12 protein-coding genes, 1 tRNA gene and 1 pseudogene are annotated in these 21,900 nt (G+C 73.7%); 10 read left to right on the forward strand and 4 right to left on the reverse strand.

Translation table 11 applies throughout. The features are described from left to right. Positions 1 to 67 precede the first annotated feature (67 nt). The 7 genes and pseudogenes from AB0924_RS24660 to selB form a co-directional block, all read left to right on the forward strand. Complete coding sequence (locus AB0924_RS24660) at positions 68 to 1,276, forward strand: hypothetical protein (RefSeq protein WP_366912533.1); 1,209 nt, start codon at positions 68 to 70, stop codon at positions 1,274 to 1,276. A 156-nt stretch (positions 1,277 to 1,432) separates the two neighbouring features. After that, positions 1,433 to 2,125: an alpha/beta hydrolase gene (locus AB0924_RS24665; RefSeq protein WP_366912534.1), complete on the forward strand. Its 693-nt coding sequence runs from the start codon at positions 1,433 to 1,435 to the stop codon at positions 2,123 to 2,125. An 84-nt stretch (positions 2,126 to 2,209) separates the two neighbouring features. Next, positions 2,210 to 2,530 (forward strand): hypothetical protein, encoded by a 321-nt coding sequence (locus AB0924_RS24670; RefSeq protein ID WP_358932765.1) that lies wholly within the window; start codon positions 2,210 to 2,212, stop codon positions 2,528 to 2,530. Positions 2,531 to 2,648: 118 nt separating this feature from the next. Next, positions 2,649 to 3,527, forward strand: coding sequence for a PP2C family protein-serine/threonine phosphatase (locus AB0924_RS24675; protein WP_366912535.1), 879 nt, complete (start codon positions 2,649 to 2,651; stop codon positions 3,525 to 3,527). 59 nt (positions 3,528 to 3,586) lie between these two features. After that, entirely contained in the window at positions 3,587 to 4,594 is a 1,008-nt protein-coding gene (locus AB0924_RS24680) for an MASE1 domain-containing protein (RefSeq protein ID WP_366912536.1), read from the forward strand. 103 nt (positions 4,595 to 4,697) lie between these two features. Then, complete coding sequence (gene selA, locus AB0924_RS24685) at positions 4,698 to 6,170, forward strand: L-seryl-tRNA(Sec) selenium transferase (protein WP_366912537.1); 1,473 nt, start codon at positions 4,698 to 4,700, stop codon at positions 6,168 to 6,170. A 5-nt stretch (positions 6,171 to 6,175) separates the two neighbouring features. Further along, positions 6,176 to 7,915: pseudogene (gene selB, locus AB0924_RS24690) on the forward strand (selenocysteine-specific translation elongation factor); the annotation flags it as partial. Between the two features lie 35 nt (positions 7,916 to 7,950). Here selB and AB0924_RS24695 read toward each other — a convergent pair. Further along, positions 7,951 to 8,043 (reverse strand) — tRNA-Sec (locus AB0924_RS24695). Between the two features lie 35 nt (positions 8,044 to 8,078). On the opposite strand from AB0924_RS24695, the gene selD reads away from it, so the two are divergent. Further along, complete coding sequence (selD, locus tag AB0924_RS24700; RefSeq protein ID WP_366912538.1) at positions 8,079 to 9,089, forward strand: selenide, water dikinase SelD; 1,011 nt, start codon at positions 8,079 to 8,081, stop codon at positions 9,087 to 9,089. A gap of 31 nt (positions 9,090 to 9,120) precedes the next feature. Here selD and fdh read toward each other — a convergent pair whose 3' ends face one another. The 3 genes from fdh to AB0924_RS24715 all read right to left on the reverse strand — a co-directional run bounded on the left by fdh (position 9,121) and on the right by AB0924_RS24715 (position 14,598). Further along, entirely contained in the window at positions 9,121 to 12,402 is a 3,282-nt protein-coding gene (fdh, locus tag AB0924_RS24705; protein ID WP_366912539.1) for a formate dehydrogenase, read from the reverse strand. Between the two features lie 142 nt (positions 12,403 to 12,544). Next, entirely contained in the window at positions 12,545 to 13,564 is a 1,020-nt protein-coding gene (gene nrfD, locus AB0924_RS24710; RefSeq protein ID WP_366912540.1) for an NrfD/PsrC family molybdoenzyme membrane anchor subunit, read from the reverse strand. After that, the gene (locus AB0924_RS24715; RefSeq protein WP_358932751.1) at positions 13,561 to 14,598 is read right to left on the reverse strand and encodes a 4Fe-4S dicluster domain-containing protein; all 1,038 of its coding nucleotides are present in this window, start codon (positions 14,596 to 14,598) and stop codon (positions 13,561 to 13,563) included. The genes nrfD and AB0924_RS24715 overlap by 4 nt, the downstream gene beginning before the upstream one ends. 438 nt (positions 14,599 to 15,036) lie before the next feature. Here AB0924_RS24715 and AB0924_RS24720 point away from each other — a divergent pair, with 438 nt between their 5' ends. Continuing rightward, the gene (locus AB0924_RS24720; RefSeq protein WP_366912541.1) at positions 15,037 to 19,287 is read left to right on the forward strand and encodes a HAMP domain-containing protein; all 4,251 of its coding nucleotides are present in this window, start codon (positions 15,037 to 15,039) and stop codon (positions 19,285 to 19,287) included. A gap of 193 nt (positions 19,288 to 19,480) precedes the next feature. After that, positions 19,481 to 21,883, forward strand: a complete 2,403-nt coding sequence (locus tag AB0924_RS24725; protein WP_358932879.1) for a SpoIIE family protein phosphatase — start codon at positions 19,481 to 19,483, stop codon at positions 21,881 to 21,883. The last annotated feature ends 17 nt before the right edge of the window (positions 21,884 to 21,900 follow it).

Genomic DNA, 21,900 nt, shown 5'->3' on the forward strand with positions numbered 1-21,900 from the left:
GTGGAAGAGACCGGGACACGCGGGTCGCGCATTGCACGCCCGCACCGCTCTGGCCAAGGTCGACGGCGTGAGCACGTCTTCCGTACCCCGGCCCGATCCGGCCGCCCCGTCCGGTCCCCTGCGCCGTCCGGGACCGCCCCGGGTGGCCCGGCACCGGATGCCCGAGGGCGCCCTGGCGGCCCTCGCGCTGTTCGCGGCGGTCCGGCTCGCCGGGATCCTCGTCGCGGTCGCCGCCGATCACCTCGCCGGGCACGCCCTGACCAGGAGCCTCGCCCACTCCTGGGACTCCCGCTGGTACCTGCACATCGCCACCCACGGCTACGGGCACCTCATCTGGATCACCCCGTCCGGCGCGGTGCAGACCGACTGGGCCTTCTTCCCCCTGTATCCCGGGCTCGTCCGGGTCGTGCTGACGGTGCTCCCGTGCACTCCCGGACAGGCCGGGCTGCTGGTCGCCTGGGCCGCCGCGGGCGTGGCCGCGTACGGCCTCTACCTCATCGGCCACCACCTGTACGGCCGGGCCGCCGCCACCGCCCTGGTCGCCCTGTGGGCCGTCCTGCCGCACTCCGTCGAGCTGACCATCGCCTACACCGAGTCCCTGTTCGCCGCGCTCGCGGTCTGGTCCCTGTACTGCCTGCTCAAGGGCCGCTGGCTGTGGGCCGGTTCGCTCGCCGCGCTGGCCGGACTGTCCCGGCCGACCGGGTTCGCCGTCGCCGCGGCCCTCGGGGTGGCCGCCGCGCAAGAACTGCTGCGCCGGCGCGGCCGGGCGCCCGCCGCCCTGTGGGCCGGTGTCCTCCTCGCCCCATTGGGCTGGCTCGGCTATGTGCTGTGGGTGGGCGCCCGGACCGGTGACCTGTTCCGGGGCTACTTCACGGTCCAGAGCGCCTGGGAGTCGCGCTTCGACTTCGGCGCCGGCGCCGTGCGCTTCCTCCGGCTGCTGTTCCTGTACGGCGGTGGTGTCGTCTACCCCACCGCGCTGCTGCTCGTCCTGGTCGGCGTGGTCCTGTTCGGGCTGCTCTGCCTGGACCGCGCCCCGCTGGCCCTGGTGGTGTTCGCGGGGGTGCTGGTGCTGCTGGTGCTGGGCGGCTCGGGTTCCTTCTCGTCCAAGCCCCGCTTCCTGCTGCCGGTCTTCCCGCTGCTGATCCCGCCGGCCCGCGCACTCGCCCGCACCTGGCGGGTGCGGCCGGCCCAGGCCCTGCTCGTCGGCGGTGCCCTGGCCGTCGTGTCCCTGCTCTACGGCGCCTACGTGACCGTGGTGGCCCACTCCCCGCTGTGAGCCGTACCGGCAGTACCGGCAGTACCGGCCGCACCCGATGGACGCCCCGGTGCCCCGTGGACCGGTGGATTCCCGGTGGCCCCCGGTGGCCCCCGGTGGATCGGCCGCCGCTTCGGTGGCAGGATCCTGCGGCGCCCGGACGAGAAAGGCGAGCCGATGAAGCTGCACACCCGAGAGTGGGGGACCGGAGAGCGGGTCGCGGTGCTGATCCACGGGATCATGTCCGACCACCGGACCTGGCGCCGGGTCGCGCCGGTGCTCGCCGACCGGGGCTACCGGGTCATCGGCGTCGACCTGCGCGGCCACGGCGCGAGCGGCCGGGGCGAGTACGGTGCCGACAGCTGGGCGGACGATCTCGTGGAGACCGTGCCGGACGGCCCCGAGCTGGCGATCGGTCACTCGCTCGGCGGCATGGCCCTCGCCCTCGCGGTGGAGCGGCTGGCACCGAAGCGGGCCGTCTACTGCGACCCGGCGTGGGAACTGCCCGGGCACGCGGTGTCGGCCGCCGCCGGCTTCGCCGACTTCAAGCACGTCACCCGCACGGTGATCCGGGGCTTCAACCCGCGCTGGGAGGAGGCCGACGTGGACGTGGAGCTGGCGACCATCGCCGACTGGGACGCGGCGACCGCCCTGGCCCTCGCCGACACCTACGCGGTCAGCCGGACCCCGGCGCGCCCGGTGGTGCCGTCACTGGTGGTGCTGCCCGGCGCGAACAGTCTCGTACCACCCGCCATGGCCGACGAGCTGGCGCGGCGGGGCTTCGAGGTGCGCAGGGTGCCGGACGCCGGTCACACTCTCTACCGGGACGACTTCGAGGGGTTCATGACCGCGCTGGACGGATGGGTCTGAACCGGCAGGGCGGGGGCGCCGTGGCGCGCCCGTGCGAAGGCCGGGAAACGGGGTAGGCGGGGAAAGTCCGAGGAAAGGATCGTCATGACGACCTACGTCATCACCGTGCCCGGTACCTTCACGACGGGAGTCGGGGACGAGGCCCGTGCTCGGCTGAGCCGGGCGCTGCGGCCCGCCGATCCGCACACCACGCGGATGGGCAGCACCGAGGACCTGGACGTACTCAACGTCAACGAGGACAACACCTTCACCCTCCGCCTGACCGTCGAGGCGGACACCGGCCCGCACGCCGAGGAGGAGGCCCGCCGGCTCGCGGACTCCGCGCTGCGCGGCGCCGGGCTGGACGAGCGGACGGCGCCGCTGGGCCCCGCGTTCGTGACGGGTATCGACTCGGAGGTCCGCTGATCGCGCGGATCGCGGGGGACGCACGGATCGTGTGGCCCTTGCTCTGGGGAGAATCGCCGCGAATGGGTAAAATCTAGGCGTTTAGCCTGAAAGGCTGCCGCCCAGCCGGATGTGATCGATGCCCCGCAAGCGCACCACGGACGATGGCGACGAGCTGCTGATCCGGCTCGGGATGCTCACCGCCCAGGCACGCGAGCGCGCCGAGCTGCAGCGCACCCAGGTCGAACTGGCCATCGCCCTGCAGCGCGGCATGCTCCCGCCGGACCTCCCCACCGCGCCCGGCCTGCACCTGGCGGTGCGCTACACACCCGCCTGCCACGGCCTCAACGTGGGCGGCGACTGGTACGACGCCTTCACCCTGCCCGACGGCCGCATCGGGATGTCCATCGGGGACGTGCAGGGCCACAACATCGAGGCCGCCGCCTTCATGGGCCAGGTGCGGACCGCGCTGCGGGCGCTCGCCTCCGTCAGCACCGAGCCGGGCGAGGTCCTCGCCCGGACCAACGAGCTGCTGCTCTCGCTGGGCATCGAACTGTTCGCCACCTGCACCTTCATGCGGCTCGACCCCGCCACGGGCGTCATGGAGAGCGCACGGGCCGGGCACATACCCTTCGTCTGGGCCACCGCGGACGGCAAATCCGGCGTCGCGGACGACGAGGGAGGCCCGCCGCTCGGCATCCAGCAGGGTGCGACGTACCCCGTGACCACGCACCGGCTCACCACCGGCGGCGTGTTCGTACTGCTCACCGACGGCGTGGTGGAGGGACCCTCGCTGAACATCGAGGACGGCCTCGACCAGGTGGTCCGGCTCGCCGGCATCGCCGCCGTCGCCGGGCTGGAGGCGTACGCGCTGGCCGCCGCGGTGATCAAGGGCGCCGAGAGCGTGGGGCACGAGGACGACGCCGCCGTCCTGGTGGTGGGCCTCGACGGGCCCGGACCGCACTGGCGGGACGCGGTGGGCGGGGGGTCCCGGCGGCGGCCCGGCGTTCAGCCATAGAGCGGGACCGGACGCCTTTCGCCTCGCACACGGAGGGCCGCCGGTGTGAGATGGCTGCTGTGGTGCCTTACCAGGATCTGCGCCGGCCGGGCGGCTACGCCGTCCAGCTTCTGGCCGTCGCCGCCTGCTACTACGGGTCGGCGCGCCTCGGACTCATGCGCGAACTGGCCGTCGAGGGCGCTGTCGTCACCCCGATCTGGCCGCCCACCGGAGTGGCCGTGGCCGCCCTGCTGTTCTTCGGTCTCGGCTGCTGGCCCGCCATCACGGTCGGCGCGCTCCTCGCCACCTGGTCCCTCGGCACCCCCGGCCCGGACGTGGTCGGCATCCTCTTCGGCCAGACGGTGGCACCGGTGGTCGCGGTACTGCTGCTGCGCCGGTCCGGCTTCCGCCCCGAGATCAGCCGGCTGCGCGACGGGCTCGCCCTGGTGTTCCTCGGCGCGCTGGCGGCCACGACGATCAGCGCGACCTTCGGCGTCGGCGTCCTCGTCCTCACCGACAAACTGGCGCCGCACGCCTTCTGGACCGTCTGGCTGGCCTGGTGGGTGGGCGACGCCATGGGCGTCCTGCTCGTCACCCCGGTCCTCCTGCTGCTGCGACGCACTCGCTGGCCCCCGCCGCTGAGGCGCTGGAAGGAGGCCGCCGCGCTGGCCGTCGTCGCCTGCGCCATCGTGCCGCTGGCCGCCTACAGCTCGATCAGCCTGCTCTTCCTCGTCTATCCGCTGATCATCTGGGCCGCGCTGCGCTTCCAGCTCGCGGGCAGCATGCTCTGCGCCCTGCTGACGTCCGTGCTGGCCACCATCGCGGCGACGGACGCCGTCGGCGCCTTCGCCGGGCTGAACCGGATCGAGGTCATGGCGAAACTCCAGGCCTTCAACGGGGCGATGGCGCTCACCGCGCTGCTGCTGTCCGCCGTGATCACCGAGCAGCGCAACACCCGGCGCTCCGTGGAACAGGCCTGCAAGGAACTGGTGGAGGTGCTGGCGCACCTCACCGCGGGCGAGGCACCCCCGCCCCGGCCGCCCCCGCGATCCCGCGACCGGCCGCGGGAACCCGGCGGCGGCCCGTGACACGGCCGGTCGCACCCGGCGTGTCGAACGGCCGGGCCAGGGCACTGGGAGACGATGAGCGATGCCCGCGCGGGCACGGCAGGGCCGGAGGAACAGGGGCGGCATGGAACAGCGGGTGGCACCCGGCAGGGACGACCGGAACCCGGGAACCACCGGAGGCGGCCCCGGCGGCACGGCGGGGCCCGGATCAGGCTCCGGTACTCCGGGCAGCCCTCCGGACACGGCAGGCGCCCCCGGGCCGTCGGAGCCGGCGGCCACGCGTCCCGGCGACGGCGGCGACGCGCGGCGCCGGATTCCGCGGACCGACGCGCTGCTGCGCGACCCCTGGCTGGCCGGGGCCGCGCGGCGGCTCGGGGAGGACGTGGTCAAGAGGGCGGTACGGGGAGCGCAGGACCGGGCGCGTGCGGGCGGCATCACCCCGGAACAGGTCCGTGACACCGCCGTCGCCCTGCTCCCCGGCACGGCCGGCGGGCTCCGGCCGGTGATCAACGCGACCGGAGTCCTGCTGCACACCAACCTCGGCCGGGCGCCGCTGTCGGCGGCGGCCCGGCAGGCGGTGGCGGCGGCCGCCGGGCCCACGGACGTCGAACTCGACCTGGCGACGGGGGTACGGGCCCGGCGCGGCCGCTCCGCCCTGGCCGCGCTCGCCGACCGCGTCCCCGCCGCCGGCGGCGTGCACGTCGTCAACAACGGGGCCGCCGCGCTCGTGCTGGCCGCCACCGCCCTCGCGGCCGGCCGGGAGATCGTCATCAGCCGGGGCGAGATGGTGGAGATCGGCGACGGCTTCCGCCTTCCCGACCTGCTCGTCTCGACCGGTGCCCGGCTCCGCGAGGTCGGCACCACCAACCGCACCACCGCCGCCGACTATGCCGCCGCCGTCGGACCCGGGACCGGCTTCATCCTCAAGGTGCACCCCTCCAACTTCCGCATCACCGGGTTCACCCGCGGCGCGGAGATCGGTGAACTGGCCGCGCTCGCGGCGCCCGTCGTCGTCGACATCGGCTCCGGACTGCTCGCCCCGCACCCGGACCTGCCCGAGGAACCGGACGCCGCCACGGCCCTGCGCGCCGGAGCCGCCCTCGTCACCGCCAGCGGCGACAAGCTGCTCGGCGGCCCCCAGTGCGGGCTGCTGCTGGGCCGGGCCGACCTCGTGCGCACCCTGGCCAGGCACCCGCTGGCCCGTGCCCTGCGGGTCGACAAGCTCACGCTGGCCGCCCTGGAGGCCACGCTCACCGGACCGCCCACCCCGACCGCCACCGCCCTCACCGCCGACCCGGCCGGCCTGCGGGACCGCGCCGACCGGCTCGCCGCGACTCTCGGCGCCGACGGGATCGACGCCCGGGCCGTCGCCGGCGCCGCCACCGTCGGCGGGGGAGGAGCGCCCGGCGTCACCCTGCCCAGCGCCGCGCTTTCGCTGCCCGAGCCGTACGCCGTGGCACTGCGCACCGGCCGCGTCCCGGTGGTCGGCCGGCTGGAGGCCGGGCGCTGCCTGCTCGACCTGCGGGCCGTGCCGCCGGAGGACGACGACCGGCTGGCCGGGGCCGTACGGGCGGCCCGCCCGGCCGCGGAGGGGTAGGCGGCATGCACGTCCTCGCCACCGCCGGCCACGTCGACCACGGCAAGTCCACCCTGCTGCGGGCGCTCACCGGCATGGAACCGGACCGCTACGAGGAGGAGCGCCGCCGGGGCCTGACCCTCGACCTCGGCTTCGTGTGGACGCGGCTCGAACCGGACGGGGAGCACCTCGCCTTCGTCGACGTACCCGGGCACGAGCGCTTCGTCGCGACCATGCTCGCCGGTGCCGGCCCGGTGCCCGCCGTGCTGTTCGTCGTCGCCGCCGACCAGGGCTGGCAGCCCCAGTCGCAGGAGCACCTGGCGATCCTCGACGCGCTCGGCGTCCGGCACGCCGTCCTCGCGGTGACCCGCTGCGACCTCGCCGACCCCGAACCGGTGCGCGCGGACGCCGTGGAACGGCTCGCCGCCACCTCCCTCGGCAAGGTGCCGTCCGTGGCGGTCAGCGCGGTCACCGGGGCCGGACTGGACGATCTGCGCGCCGAACTCGCCCGGCTGACCGCCGCGTTGCCCGTGCCCGACACCGGGGCCGACGTACGCCTGTGGCTGGACCGGGCGTTCACCGTGCGTGGCCACGGCACCGTGGTCACCGGCACGCTCGGCGCGGGCACCCTGCGCGTCGGCGACCGGCTCGTCACCGGGGACGGTCACGTTCTGCGGGTGCGCGGCCTGCAGACCCTGCACGAGGAGCGGACGGAGGCCGGGGCGGTGGCCCGGGTCGCCGTCAACGTGCACGGCCCGGCAGCCGGCGCACTGCGGCGCGGCCAGACGCTGCTGACCCCGGACCGCTGGCTGACGACCGGCACCGCCGACGTCCGGGTCACCGGCGAGACCGTCCGCGACCTGCCCCGCTCGGTCGTCCTGCACATCGGCACGGCCGCCGTCCCGGTGACCGTCCGCCCCCTGGGCGAGGACACCGCTCGGCTCACCCTGCACCGTGAACTGCCCCTGCGGATCGGCGACCGGGCGGTGCTCCGCGAACCCGGCGGCAGCCGCACCCCCTGCGGCGTCACCGTCCTCGACGTACGCCCGCCCCGGCTGACCCGGCGCGGCGCCGGCCGTAGCCGCGCCGCCGAACTCGCCGGGATGACCGGGCAGCCGGACGGCGCCGCGGAACTGCGCCGCCGGGGTCTGATCCGGCGCCCCGACCTGCTCGCCATGGGCGCCCCGCCGCCGGCCGGACCCGTGGCCGGGGACTGGCTGGCCGACGAGGCGCACTGGACGGACCTCGGGGACCGGCTGGCCGCCGAGGTCGGCCGGTACGCCGCGGCGCACCCGCTGGAACCCGGCCTCCCCGCCGAGGCGGCCCGCCGGCTGCTGGGCCTGCCCGACCGCGCCCTGGTGGACGCCCTCGTCCGGGCCGCACCCCGGCTCCGGGACCGGCAGGGCCGGTTGTACGACGCCGACGCCGCCCGGCCCGCCCTGCCGCCGCCCGTACGGGCGGCCGTGGACGCCGTGCGCGGGGATCTGAACCGGGCGCCCTTCCGCGCGCCCGAGGCCGACCGGCTGACCCGACTCGGCCTGAACGGAAAGCAGTTGGCCGCCGCCGTGGCCGCGGGCGCCCTGCTGCGGATCGCCGACGGCATCGTGCTGCTGCCCGGCGCGGACACCGAGGCCGCGGCCGTACTGCGCCGGCTGCCGCAGCCGTTCACGCTGAGCGAGGCCCGGCGGGCCCTGGACACCACGCGCCGGGTGGCCGTGCCGCTGCTGGAGTACCTGGACGCCCAGGGGTACACGGAACGCGTCGACGACCAGCGACGGCGCTGCCGGCCCGGGCCGCGGAGCGGAGGCGGACGGGAATCGAACCCGCCTGCCCGAGATCCTCGGGCACCTCGGTTTTGAAGACCGGGAGGGCCACCAGGCACCCACACGCCTCCACCGCTCGACCAGGCTAGTGCCCCGGGAGACACGCATGACACCGACCCGCCAAGCGTCCGTACGCCTCACGCAGTTCGCCCACGGCGGCGGCTGCGCCTGCAAGATCCCGCCCGGTGAGCTGGAGGAGGTGGTCAGCGGCCTCGGCGCGCCGCTGACCGGCGGCGACAGCCCGCTGCTCGTCGGCCTCGCCACCGGGGACGACGCGGCCGTCGTCACGCTTCCCGGGCAGGACACCGCCATGGTGTGCACCGCCGACTTCTTCACCCCGGTCGTCGACGACCCCTACGACTGGGGGCGCATCGCCGCCGCCAACGCGCTGTCCGACGTCTACGCCATGGGCGGCCGGCCCGTCCTCGCCGTCAACCTGCTCGCCTGGCCCCGCGACCGGCTCCCCTTCGAGCTGGCCCGCGAGGTGCTGCGCGGCGGCCTGGACATCGCCACCGAGGCGGGCTGCCACATCGGCGGCGGGCACAGCGTGGACGACCCGGAACCCAAGTACGGCATGGCCGTCACCGGACTCGCCGACCCCGCACGGCTGCTCCGCAACGACACGGGCCGCCCCGGCCTGCCGCTGTCGCTCACCAAGCCGCTCGGCCTCGGCGTGCTGAACAACCGGCACAAGGCCACGGGGGAGCGGTTCGAGCAGGCGATCACCACGATGACGGCCCTCAACCGGGACGCCTCCGCCGCCGCACTGGCCGCCGGCGCCACCTGCGCCACCGACGTCACCGGCTTCGGGCTCCTCGGCCATCTGCACAAGCTGGCCCGGGCCTCGGACGTCACCGCCGTGCTCGACACCGCCGCGGTGCCGTACCTGGACGGCGCCCGGGAGGCCGTCCGGGACGGCTACGTCAGCGGCGGCACCCGGCGCAACCTGGAGTGGGTCGCGCCGTACACCGACTTCGGTGCCACGGACGCGGACACCCGGCTGCTGCTGGCGGACGCGCAGACCTCGGGCGGGCTGCTCGTCGCCGGCGAGGTGCCCGGAGCCCCGGTCGTGGGGGAACTGATGCCCCGCGGGGACCACTCGATCGTGCTCCGCTGAGCGGCCTTCCGCGGCCCCGGGTGAGCCGCCGCTACGGCTCCGTTCCGGTGTGCTCGTCGACCCCCGCCCGGGCCCGGTAGGACCGCACCAGCTCCAGCGACGCCGGACCCCGCGGACGGCGCCCCGGACGAATGTCCACGGCGAACGCCTTCGCCTCCTGGATGTGCGTGTTCGGGTCCAGGGACAGGTGCAGCAGCTCGTTGGCCGCGTCCCCGGTGCTGTAGCCGTTCGGGCCCCAGTGGTAGGGCAGGCCCACCTGGTGCAGGGTCCGGCCCTGCACCCGCAGCGGCGCCATCCGGTCGGTCACGAGCACCCGGGCCTCGATCACCCCGCGCGCGCTGACGATCGTCGCCCAGCCGGTGTGCCCGAGACCCCGCTCGGCGGCCAGCTCCGGGGACACCTCGCAGAAGAACTCCGGCTGGAGTTCCGCGAGATACGGCTGCCAGCGGGACATGCCGCCCGCCGTGTGGTGCTCGGTGAGCCGGTAGGTGGTGGCCACGTAGGGGAACACCTGCGAGCCCGGCTCGTTGCCGCTCGGCTGGTAGCGGTTGTCCGGCAGCGTCGGCATCAACTGCCGCACCGGATTGCGCTGCTGGCCGTAGAGCAGGTTCGGGAACGGGGAGTCCTGCGGCTCGTAGTGCGTGGGCAGCGGCCCGTCGGTGAGCCCCGACGGCACGTACAGCCACGCCTTGCCGTCGGCCTGCATGATGAACGGGTCCCGGCCGGACAGCGCCTCCGGTCCGGTCGCGCCCTCGGGCGGCTCGTGATCGGGCGCCATGTCCTTCTTGAAGTCGGGCACGTCGTGCCCGGACCACTCGCCCCGCTCACCCTTGTCCGGGTCCCACCACACCAGCGCCTTCCGCTCGCTCCACGGCCTGCCTTCCGGGTCCGCCGAGGCGCGGTTGTACAGGATGCGCCGGTTGGCCGGCCAGGCCCACGCCCATTCGGCCGCCACCCAGTCCTGCTCCCGGCCCGGCTTGCGGCGCGCGGCCTGGTTGACGCCGTCCGCGTACACCCCGCAGTAGATCCAGCAGCCGCAGGAGGTGGATCCGTCGTCCTTCAGTTGCTCGTAGGAGGAGAGCGGATCTCCGTCGGCGTCGAAGCCGTTGATCTCGGCCAGCACGGCCTCCGCGTCCGGCTCGGCGATGGGGCCCTTCGTCGGGTAGTCCCAGGCCAGGTCGAGCACGGGCCGGTCCATCTCGTCGGTGGACCCGGCCAGCTTCTGCCGGACGAGCCGCCCCAGGTGGTACGTGAACCACAGGTCGCTGCGCGCCTCGCCGGGCGGCTCCACGGCCAGGTGGTGCCACTGCAGCAGCCGCTGGGTGTTGGTGAAGCTGCCGTCCTTCTCGGTGTGCGCGGCGGCCGGCAGGAAGAACACCTCGGTGCCGATGTCCTCGGTGCGCAGTTCCCCGGTCTCGATCTCCGGGCCGTCCTTCCACCAGGTGGCCGATTCGATGAGGGAGAAGTCCCGCACCACCAGCCAGTCCAGGTTGGCCATGCCCATGCGCATCACCTTGGCGTTGGCGTTGCCGACCGCCGGGTTCTCCCCGACCAGGAAGTAGCCCTTGCACACACCGTCGATCTGCGCCATGGCCGTCTCGTAGGCGGAGTGGTCGCCGGTCAGCCGCGGCAGGTAGTCGAAGCAGAAGTCGTTCTCCTGCGTCGCCGCGTCGCCCCAGTAGGACTTGAGCAGGCTCACCAGGTAGGACCGCATGTTGGCCCAGTAGCCCTTGTGTGCTGCCTCCGCCTCCGCGAACGCGTCCAGGTCCTGGTTCTCGTGGGCGTGCGGCATCGGGATGTAGCCGGGCAGCAGGTTGTACAGGGTCGGGATGTCCGTGGAGCCCTGGATGGAGGCGTGCCCGCGCAGCGCGAGGATGCCGCCGCCCGGGCGGCCGATGTTGCCGAGCAGCGTCTGCAGCACGGCGGCCGCCCGGATGTACTGCGCGCCGACCGTGTGCTGGGTCCAGCCGACCGCGTAGGCGAACGCCGTGGTGCGGTCCCGTCCGGAGTTCTCCGTGACCAGCTCGCACACCTGCCGGAACAGGTCCCGCGGCACCCCGCAGACCTCCTCGACCAGCTCCGGCGTGTAGCGGGCGTAGTGCCGCTTGAGCACCTGCAGGACACAGCGCGGATGGGTGAGCGTCTCGTCCCGCTCGGGCTCGCCCTCGGGGATCACCGCCCCGCCGGAGCCGTGGGCCTCACCGGTCGCCGCCTCGATGACGGAGTTCTGGCCGGAGCCCTTGCCGCCGGTGCGCTTGTCGTACTCCTGGTCGCGCTGGCCCGAGGCCGCCTGCACCTCGATGCCCTCGTACTGCCAGCTGGTGTTGTCGTAGGAGCGGCTGTCGGTGTCCAGGCCCGAGAAGACGCCGTCCAGGTCCTCGGTGTCCCGGAAGTCCTCCCGAAGGATCACCGAGGCGTTGCTGTACGCCAGCACGTAGTCCCGGAAGTACTTCTCCTCCCGCAGGACGTGGTTGATGATCCCGCCGAGGAACGCGATGTCCGAGCCCGCGCGCAGCGGCACGTGCATGTCGGCCAGCGCGCTGGTCCGGGTGAACCGCGGGTCGACATGGATCACCTTCGCGCCGCGCGCCTTCGCCTCCATCACCCACTGGAACCCGACCGGATGGCACTCGGCCATGTTCGAGCCCTGGATGACGATGCAGTCCGAGTTCTGCAGGTCCTGCTGGAAGGTGGTCGCGCCGCCGCGTCCGAACGAGGTTCCCAGACTGGGAACGGTGGAGGAGTGTCAAACACGCGCCTGGTTCTCGATCTGGATCGCTCCCAGCGCGGTGAACAGCTTCTTGATCAGGTAGTTCTCTTCGTTGTCGAGCGTCGCTCCGCCGAGGCTCGCGATGCCGAGGGTGCGCCGGGTGCGCTTCCCGTCGGCCTCCCACTGCCAGCCGGCCCGCCGCGCCTCGACGACCCGGTCGGCGATCATGTCCATCGCCGTGTCCAGGTCCAGCCGCTCCCACTCGGTGCCGTGCGGCCGCCGGTACAGCACGTGATGCTCGCGCGCGCTCCCGGTGGTCAGCTGCAGACTGGCGGAGCCCTTGGGGCAGAGCCGCCCGCGCGAGATGGGGGAGTCCGGGTCGCCCTCGATCTGGGTGACCTTCTCGTCCTGGACGTACACGTTCTGCCCGCAGCCCACCGCGCAGTACGGGCAGACGGACTTCACCACCCGGTCCGCCGAGGCCACCCGGGGCTCCAGCCGCGCGCTGCGCCCGCTCTTGGCGGCGGCCCCCCGGCCCAGCGGGTCCGGGCCCGTGAGCTGGCGGTAGACCGGCCAGGAGTCGATCCAGGTGCGTACGCCCACGACTCGCTCCTCCCGTCGGCGTTCCTCGATTCTCACGCAACCGCGCGACCGCGGCACCCCGGCCCCGGTGTGCGGCGGAGTACCCCCGCCCCGAACGGCCAAACCGGCGTCGCCGCCGGGCCGCACACGCCCGGGGACCGGCTCACCGGCCGCGCGCCGCCAGCCGCTCGCGCTGCGGCACGACCGTGTACTTCGGGTCCTCGGCGGAGTCCACCCCGGCCTGGAACACGCCGAAGCGCAGTGCCGCAGAGCCGGAGAGCAGCGCGGCACCGGCCGCCAGGGCCAGGCGCCGGTCGCGCACGCGCCCGGACAGCAGTGCCAGGGCCGCCCCGCCCGCCGTCAGCGCCTCGGCGGCGCGCAGCAACCGGTGTGGCCTGCCCTGCTCGTAGGGCTCGGCGGCAAGTCCCAGACGCCCCTTCATCAGCCGGAAGGCGCCCAGCTCCAGTGCGGCGCCGAGGACCGCCATCCGGCGGGCCGGCCCCGCCTGGCCCGCAGGGGCGGTGGCCAGCGCCAGACCGGAGGCCGCGGTGGCCGCCGATCCCGCGAAGACGTACGGCAGTTGCCGGTAGCCCTCATGCCAGGACGGCACCGCCGTGTCCGAGAGCAGCACCGCGGTGTAGGTCGCCACCGCCGGGCCGAGGACGGCGGCGCCCGCCGTGGCGGCCGAGCCGGCGAGGCGGTAGCGGCCCGCGACATCGGCGGCCGCCGCGGCCATCGTCAGCGGGGCGTACCCCACCAGCAGCCACGAACCCACGCTCATCGGCGAGGTGGGCTTGAACACCCTGAGCATGTTGAGGAAGCGGGCCGGGCGGCCCAGGTCGTGGACGAGCGCCACCAGCGACAGGGAGATCGCCCCGGCCGCCCCCAGCTTCGCCGGCCGGGCCAGCGCCGGCCGCCCGCTGAGGGAGCTCCCGGCCGCGAGCAGCGACGACGCCCCGGCCAGACCGCCGAGGTACAGGTAGCCCGCGATGTCGAGCGCCTTCCACGTCGGTTTGTTCAGCACCGGCTTGCCGTAGTACGACGAGAACTCCGCCTCCGGGACCATCGGCTGCTCGCCCCGGCCGCGCCGGCGCCGTCGGCGCCCGGCCCGCGCGCCCGTCGACGCCTCCCGCCCCGGCCGGCCGCCGGTCACACCGTCCCGGGTCACGTCCGAACCGCTCATCGCGGCCTCCTCACGAAACTGGTGACGGCTAGCGCGGCGAGCGAGACGGCGGCCAGCGCCGCGTGCCGCCACATGTCGGGCAGGTCCCGGGTGGTGACCACCGGGTCCGGGGGCAGGCCGTACACCTCCGGCTGGTCCAGCAGCAGGAAGAACGCGCCGTCCCCGCCGACCCCGTCGTCCGGGCTCTCGCCGTACAGCCGGGCGTCGGTCACTCCGGCCTCCCGCAGCCGGTCCACCCGGGACGCGGCCCGCTCGCGCAGTTCGTCCAGCGGGCCGAACTGGATCGAGTCGGTCGGGCAGGCCTTGGCGCAGGCCGGTTCCATGCCGACGCCCAGCCGGTCGTAGCACAGGGTGCACTTCCACACCCGGCCGTCGTCCTCGCGCTGGTCGATGACGCCGTACGGGCAGGCGGGCACGCAGTACCCGCAGCCGTTGCAGATGTCCTCCTGGACGACGACCGTGCCGAACTCGGTGCGGAACAGCGCACCCGTGGGACACACGTCGAGGCAGGCCGCGTGGGTGCAGTGCTTGCACACGTCGGAGGCCATCAGCCAGCGCAGCTCGGTGCGGCCGTCGGGCGACACCGGGGAGATCTCCCCGGCCGGGGCGCCCGCGGGGGCCGCGCCGGGCGGAGGAGCGGTGGCCCCCGGTCCCGGCGAGCCCGCGTCGGTACCGAGGCCCGCCGCCGCGGCGAACACGTCGACGTCCTCGTGGACGACCCCGGGCTCCTGCCCGCCGAACGGCTTGCGCTGCTCGATGAAGGCCACGTGCCGCCAGGTGTCGGCGCCGAGACCCTGCGTGTTGTCGTACGACATGCCGGTCAGCTCGAGCCCGTCCTCCGGAACGGCGTTCCACTCCTTGCAGGCCACCTCGCACGCCTTGCAGCCGATGCACACGGAGGTGTCGGTGAAGAAGCCCATTCTGGGCGGGGCGTCGGGGTAGCCGGCGGCACCCGCCACGTCCGGCTGGGGGCCGTAGAGCAGATGCCCGCGTGCCGGTCCGGCGCCCGCCGAGCCGTCGTCGTCCGGGGTCATGCCGCACCCTCCTCGTCCAGCCCTCGCCCCCGCTGACGGCGCAGGTGCGGAAACGTGCGGGGTCCGGGTTCTGTTGCCGTGTTCCGAGCGTGGCACGGGTGCCCTGGCTCCGCGCGCCCGAAACGGCTCCCGCGGCAGCCGTACCGGTGCGCGGGGGCGGCACCGGAGGTGCCGCTCCGGGAGACGCCGAACGCAATGGAGTACCCGGCATGACGAGTCGTACACCCCCGAGGGCGGATCACCTCGCGAAGTTCTGCCGGCCGGGCGCCTGCTTTGTCGGGGGTCGTGAAAGTGGGTTAGCCTGCGACGTATTTTTCTCATCAGGCAAATCCGTGAACTGCGGAAATGCACACACCAAGGGCCGGGTCAGGCCGCGTGCCCGGCGGTGGTTCCGAGCCCTCTGCCCGAGGGCTCCTGGGGAGCGGAACGAGGGTGCACATGGCCGGCAAGGCGACCGGGACGATCGACGCGGTCCCGGGTGAACAGGAACTGAGACGGCTTCTCGCGGGGCTGACGGCGGTCCGCGACGGCGACTTCGGCACACGTCTGCCGGACGACGCCAGCGGACTGATGGGCGACATCGCCACCGTCTTCAACGGCATGGTCGACCAGTTGTCCGTGTTCACCTCCGAAGTGACCCGGGTCGCCCGCGAGGTGGGCACCGAGGGCACGCTCGGCGGCCAGGCGGAGGTGCCGGGTGTCTCCGGCACCTGGGCCGACCTCACCGACTCCGTCAACGCGATGGCGGGCAACCTCACCACCCAGGTGCGTGACATCGCCCAGGTCGCCACCGCCGTCGCCAAGGGCGACCTGTCGCAGAAGATCGACGTGCCCGCGCGCGGTGAGATCCTCCAGCTGAAGGAGACCGTCAACACGATGGTCGACCAGCTCTCCGCGTTCGCCGACGAGGTGACCCGGGTGGCGCGCGAGGTGGGCACCGAGGGGCGCCTCGGGGGGCAGGCGCAGGTGCCCGGGGTCGCCGGTGTCTGGCGGGACCTCACGGATTCGGTCAATTTCATGGCCGGAAATCTCACCGCTCAGGTGCGCAACGTCGCCCAGGTGACGACGGCGGTGGCGCAGGGCGACCTGTCGCAGAAGATCACGGTGGACGCCCGGGGCGAGATCCTGGAGCTGAAGAGCACCATCAACACGATGGTGGACCAGCTCTCGGCGTTCGCCGACGAGGTGACCCGGGTGGCGCGCGAGGTGGGCACCGAGGGCCGGCTGGGCGGTCAGGCGGACGTCAAGGGCGTCAAGGGCACCTGGCGGGACCTCACGGACTCCGTCAACTTCATGGGCGGGAACCTCACCGCCCAGGTGCGCAACGTCGCCCAGGTGGCCACCGCGGTGGCGCAGGGCGACCTGTCGCAGAAGATCACGGTGGACGCGCGCGGCGAGATCCTGGAGCTGAAGAACACCATCAACACGATGGTGGACCAGCTCTCGGCCTTCGCCGACGAGGTGACCCGGGTGGCGCGCGAGGTCGGCACCGCCGGCAACCTCGGCGGACAGGCCACCGTGCGCGGGGTCTCGGGCACCTGGAAGGACCTCACCGACAACGTCAACGTGATGGCGTCCAACCTCACCGGCCAGGTCCGTTCCATCGCCCAGGTCGCCACGGCCGTCGCCAAGGGCGACCTGTCGCAGAAGATCACCGTCGAGGCCAAGGGCGAGGTCGCCGCGCTCGCCGACGTCATCAACACCATGGTCGACACGCTCTCCGCGTTCGCGGACGAGGTCACGCGCGTCGCCCGCGAGGTCGGCACCGAGGGCCGGCTCGGCGGACAGGCCCATGTGCCCAACGTGGCCGGCACCTGGAAGGACCTCACCGACAACGTCAACTCCATGGCGAACAACCTCACCGGCCAGGTGCGCAACATCGCGCTGGTGACCACCGCCGTGGCCCGGGGCGACCTGTCGAAGAAGATCGACGTCGACGCGCGCGGCGAGATCCTCGAACTGAAGACGACCATCAACACGATGGTGGACCAGCTCTCGGCCTTCGCCGACGAGGTGACCCGGGTGGCCCGCGAGGTGGGCACCGAGGGCCGGCTCGGCGGACAGGCCGAGGTCGAGGGCGTCTCCGGCACCTGGAAGCGCCTGACGGAGAACGTCAACGAACTCGCCGGCAACCTCACCCGGCAGGTGCGCGCCATCGCCGACGTGGCCAGCGCCGTCGCCGAGGGCGACCTGACCCGGTCGATCACCGTCGACGCCTCCGGTGAGGTCGCCGACCTCAAGGACAACATCAACTCCATGGTGGAGTCCCTGCGCGAGACCACCCTGGCCAACCAGGAACAGGACTGGCTCAAGACCAACCTCGCCCGTATCTCCGCCCTCATGCAGGGCCACCGCGACCTGCCCGTCGTCGCGGAGCTGATCATGGACGAGCTGGTGCCCCAGGTCTCCGCCCAGTACGGCGCCTTCTACCTCGCCGAGGACGGCGAGACCGGACCCGAACTGCGGCTCGTCGGTTCCTACGGCAGGCCGGAGGACGACAACCGGCCCGCCCGCATCCCGTTCGGCCGGTCCCTGGTCGGCCAGGCCGCGCGCAGCCGCCGCACGATCGCCGTGGACGAGCTGCCGGCCGGCTACGTCACCATCTCCTCCGGGCTCGGAGAGATCGAGCCCACCGCCCTGCTGCTGCTCCCCATCCTCTTCGAGGAGCAGGTCCTCGGCGTCATCGAGCTCGCCTCGGTCACCGCGTTCACCCCCGTCCAGCGGGACTTCCTGCAGCAACTGGTCGACACCATCGGCGTCAACGTCAACACGATCGTCGCCAACGCCCGCACCGACGAACTGCTGGAGGAGTCCCAGCGCCTCACCAGCGAACTGCGGTCCCGTTCCGCCGAGTTGCAGGCACGCCAGGAGGAACTCCAGCAGTCCAACGCCGAACTGGAGGACAAGGCCTCCCTGCTGGCCGACCAGAACCGGGACATCGAGGCGAAGAACCTGCAGATCGAGCAGGCCCGGCAGGAACTTGAGGCGCGCGCCCAGCAGTTGTCGCTCGCCTCCCGCTACAAGTCCGAGTTCCTCGCGAACATGAGCCATGAGCTGCGCACCCCGCTCAACAGCCTGCTCATCCTCGCCCAGCTCCTGGCCCAGAACCCCTCCCGCAACCTCACCCCGAAGCAGGTCGAGTACGCGGGCATCATCCACTCCGCGGGTTCCGATCTGCTCCAGCTCATCAACGACATCCTCGACCTGTCCAAGGTCGAGGCCGGAAAGATGGACGTCAGCCCCGAGCGGGTCCCGCTGCGGCAGCTCATCGAGTACGTCGAGGCCACCTTCCGCCCGATGACCTCGCAGAAGAGCCTGGACTTCACCGTCTCCACCGCGCCCGGCGCCCCCGCCGACCTGCTCACCGACGACTCCCGGCTGCGGCAGATCCTGCGCAACCTGCTCTCCAACGCGGTGAAGTTCACCGAGCAGGGCAGCGTCGAGCTGCGCATCGAGCCCGCCCCCGACGACGAGGTGCCCGAGGGCGTGGTGCGGGGCGGAACCATCGTGGCCTTCCGGGTGAAGGACACCGGCATCGGCATCCCCGAACAGCAGCGGGAGACCATCTTCGGCGCCTTCCAGCAGGCGGACGGCACCACCAGCCGCAAGTACGGCGGCACCGGCCTCGGCCTGTCCATCACCCGGGAGATCGCCCATCTCCTCGGCGGCTCCGTCACCGTGACCAGCACACCCGGCAAGGGCAGCACCTTCACCCTCTTCCTGCCCGTCGCCCGGGTGGACTTCGAGGAACTGCTGCGCAGTGCGCCGAAGCCGCCCGAGCTGTCGCCGGCCGGCACGGCGCCCGGAACCGCCGCCCCGGAGGGAGCGCCCCCGGCGTCCGCCAGGCGGGAGCGCCCGCGCCGCCTGCTGGTGGTGGAGGAGCGGCCGCGCGGCCTGCTCACGCTCGTCGCCGAGAGCGTCGTCGGGGACCTCGGGCACGGCCGTGCCGAGGGTGCCACCGTCGACATCATCGCCGCGGTCGGCGCGCACGAGGCGGCCGGTGCCCTGGCCGCCGAACCCTGCCACTGCGTCGTCGTCGAACTCGGCGCGCCGGACGGGGAGTCGGCGCGCTTCCTGCGGGCGCTGCGCGGCGACTCCGCGCTGGCGAGCGTCCCGGTCCTGGTGCACAGCTCGCACCGCACCGAGCACCTCGCCGAGGACACGGCGGGCGGCTCGCTGGAGTACCTGTTCAGCCTGGACGAGCTGCGCGAGCGGATCGCCCTGCACCTGTCGGCCGAGGAGCCCGGCGAGGTGCTCACCCTGGTCCGCGGTGAGGAGCCGCAGCTCACGACGGTCCAGCCGGTCGACGAGCGGACCCGCGGCCGTACGGTCCTCGTCGTCGACGACGACGCCCGGAACCTGTTCGCGCTCAGCGGCATCCTCGAACTGCACGGTTTCCGCGTGCTGCACGCGGAGAACGGCCGCAAGGGCATCGACACGCTGGTGAACAACCCGGACGTCGAACTCGTCCTGATGGACGTGATGATGCCCGAGATGGACGGCTACACCGCGACGGCCGAGATCCGCAAGATGCCCCAGTACGCCGACCTGCCGGTCATCGCCGTGACCGCCAAGGCCATGCAGGGCGACCGGGAGAAGAGCCTCGCGTCCGGCGCCAGCGACTACGTCACCAAGCCGGTGGACACCCAGGACCTCATCGCCTGCGTCCGGCGCTGGCTGCCCGCATGAGGACGCACGCCATGACCGCCGGCCGAGGAGCAGGTATCCGGTGAACGACTACGAACCGCTGTCCGAGGCGGCCGCCCTGGATCCGGGCTCTCCCGGCGCCGGCCCGCCCGCCGTCCCCGGCCCGCCCGGCGCCCTGGAACCGCCCGGCCCGCCCGGGGCCGGGGGGCCGGGCCTGCCCGGGTCCCCGGACCTTTTGGGTCCGGCGGAGGCCGCGGAACCCTTCGGTCCGCCCGAGGAGAGCGGCCCCTACGGTCCGTCCGGGGCGCCGGCCACCTCGCCCGTGGGCAGGCTCGCCGCCACCGTCGAGCGGCTGCGCGGGGAGGTGCGGGCGGCGCAGGCCGAGGCCGAGGGCCGGGCACTGCTGGAGCTGGCCAAGGGCATCCTGGTCGAGCGCCTCGGCTGCGGCCCGGCCCAGGCCGCCCGCCAGCTCGCCGAGCTGACCGAGCAGGCCCGGGTGACCCCGCTGGAGTTCGCCGTCGAGGTCATCAACCAGGCGGCCCGGGACCGGGTATCGGAGGTCGCCAAGGCCTTCCTGGCCGCCACCGCGGACCCGGCCGGGCAGCTGGAGGACTCCGCCGCCGTGCGGCTGCGCGCCGCCGAGAGCGGCGTCCTCGCCGCCCACGACACCCAGGCGGTGGCCGACTCGCTGCTCCAGCACGCCCTGCGGCCGCTCGGCGCGGTGGCCGTCGCCGTCTGGGCCGCCGGCTCCGACGGCTCGCTGACCCTCGCGGGCAGCGCGGGGTTCCCGCAGGCCGAGGCGGACCGCTGGCGCTACGTCCCGCCGGACGTGGCCACCGTGGCCCGGCGCGGACTGACCGAGCCGGGCGGCCAGTGGCTGACGTCCCTCGCCGAGTCCGGGCTGCCCACCATCGGCCGCCGGGACTTCGTGGAGGGCGCCCGGGCCGCCGTGCCGGCCGGCGTGGGCGGCCGCATCCACGGCGTCCTGGAGATCGCCTGGCCGGGCCCCGAGAGCCCGAAGCCGCCCCAGGTGGTGCGTCAGCTCGAGGCGCTCGCCGAACTGTGCGCGCACACCCTGGAGTCCCACCCGCTGCTGCCCGGGGCCCAGGAGAACCGGGTGCTGCCGGACGTGGTTGAACTGATGGACCTGGCGGACGGGCTGCACGACCCGGCCCTGGTCCTGGTGCCGCACCTCGACGACACCGGACAGCTCGTCGACTTCCGCATCCAGCACGTCAACAGCCGCTTCCTCGACCCGGCGGGCCGGCCGCGGGCCGTCGTCGGCGGCGCCCTGCTGCTGGAGGCCTACCCGATGGCCGCCGGCACCAACGAGCTGTTCCAACGGGTGGAGCGGGTCTACGCCACCGGCGAGCCGTTCCGCGCCCACCGCATGCGGCTCACGGCCCTGGTCGACCAGGTGCCGCTGTCGGCGGTCGCGGACATCAGCATCAGCCGGCACGGCTCCAGCGTGCTGCTGATCTGGCGGATCGAGGACGAGGCGGCCCGCCTGGCCAGCCTGCTCCAGCACGCCCAGCGGCTCGGCCGCATCGGCGGCTTCGAGGAGAACCTGCTGACCGCCGAGATCACCTGGAACGGGCAGCTCTTCGACCTGTACGGCCGGCCGCCCACCAGCCCGCCGGTCCGTCTGGAGGACCTGGCCGCGCACGCGCATCCCGACGACGCCGTCGGCATCGGCCGGTTCCTGCGCACGTTGGTGCACCACCGGCGCCCGGCCTCCGTCGCCTTCCGGCTGCAGCGGCCGGAAGGGGTGACCCGGCACGTGCGGGTGGTGGCCGAACCCGTCCTGGACACCGACGGCCAGCTCCTCGTCGTCCGCGGCGCCTACCAGGACATCTCCGCCCAGCACTGGACCGAGGTCGCCCTGTCCGCCACCCGTGACCAGCTCGCCCACACCGAGCAGCAGGCCGACGAGCGCAACCGGCTGGCCCTGCAGCTCCAGCACGCCATCATGCCGCCGACCCAGGCTCCCCTGGAGGTGCCGGACCTTCAGGTGGCCGTACGGTACCGGCCCGCCGAGACGGAGCAGCTGGTCGGCGGCGACTGGTACGACGCGGTCGTGCTGCCCTCGGGCCTCGTGCTGCTGTGCGTGGGGGACGTCGCCGGGCACGGCATAGAGGCGGCGACCAGCATGGTCGTCCTGCGCAACGCCCTGCGCGGCCTGGCCGTGACCGGTGCCGGGCCGGCGCAGCTGCTGTCCTGGCTGAACATCGTCGCCCACCATCTGACCGGCGCCGTCACCGCCACCGCGGTGTGCGGTCTGTACGACGGCGAGCGGCGCACCCTGCGCTGGGCCCGGGCGGGCCATCTCCCGCCGGTCCTGGTCCGGGACGCGGAGGCCACCGCCATGCCCACGCTCAAGGGGCTGCTGCTGGGCGCCGTACCGGACGCCGTGTACGAGGAGACGGAGGTCCAACTGGCCGCTGGGGACACCCTGCTGATGTACACCGACGGTCTGATCGAGCGACGGGACCGCTCCGTCCAGGAGTCCCTGTCGCACCTGCTGTCCATGGCCCGCTCGGCACCCGGCGGCCTGGACCAGCACCTGGACCGGCTGCTCACGCACAGCAGGTCGGACACCGACGACGACACCTGCATCGTGGGGATCAGGCTGGCCTGAGCCGGGCGGCGCCGGTG

This window comes from Streptomyces sp. NPDC047869, from assembly GCF_040704065.1.
In the GTDB taxonomy this organism is placed as follows: Bacteria; Actinomycetota; Actinomycetes; order Streptomycetales; family Streptomycetaceae; genus Streptomyces.